Raw genomic sequence first — 747 nt, 5'->3', positions numbered from 1 at the left:
CATTTGTCATGCAAAACAGATAATTATAGGCCTCTGAATACCTCAGAAAGATTGAATTTTTTATAGTCCCTCTCTTGAATATTTCCATCTGATATCAATCGATTCATCTCTTCAACAAAATAATTTATATCATCACACTTGTTATTATCCGGAAGATCTGAGTAGTTATAATTCCACCATTTTATTCTCAACAGTTCATCAATAACATTTGAATCAAACCTAAATCTGATTATTTTTGCAGGAACTCCTGCAACTATGGCATATGGGGGCACATCTTTGGTAACAACGGAATTGGCAGCAATAACAGCACCATCACCTATTGCGATGCCACCTTTCAATACAACATCATTTCCTATCCAGACATCATTTCCTATAATCGGATTTTCAGGTTTGGTAATGAATGGTTTCAATGTCCAGCTACGTTCAAATTCACTCATAGCAAACTTATCAAATTCACCGTTATAAGTCATCATGTGAGTAGTAAAACGATTCAAAGGATGATTTCCACCCATTATTTTTACATTTGATGCAATACTACAAAATCGACCTATACGTATATTCCCTGAAAAATGGCAGGTCGGAAATGAAAAAGCGCCGACACTGGAGAAATTTTTCACAGGCATTGTTGAATATTCTTCAGCAATAACATTATCTTCAATTGTTATCTTGTCACCTTTTGAGAAAAGAAATAAATTCCTTTCTTTATACGACTTCTTCCCCTTATGATTTAAAAAGATTTTATTATCC

At 33.9% G+C, this 747-nt stretch carries 1 protein-coding gene; it reads right to left on the bottom strand.

The window, feature by feature from the left end:
- Positions 1-23: 23 nt before the first annotated feature.
- Positions 24-747, bottom strand: a 724-nt coding sequence (locus E0D98_RS25160) for a CatB-related O-acetyltransferase (protein WP_131891428.1), incomplete at its 5' end; no start/stop codon positions are given.

It is taken from the genome of Escherichia sp. KCJ4928 (assembly GCF_004352695.1).
Taxonomy (GTDB): Bacteria; Pseudomonadota; Gammaproteobacteria; order Enterobacterales; family Enterobacteriaceae; genus ECMA0423.
Note: the sequence above shows the minus strand (reverse complement) of the source record. Positions and strands in the feature narration are given on the sequence as shown.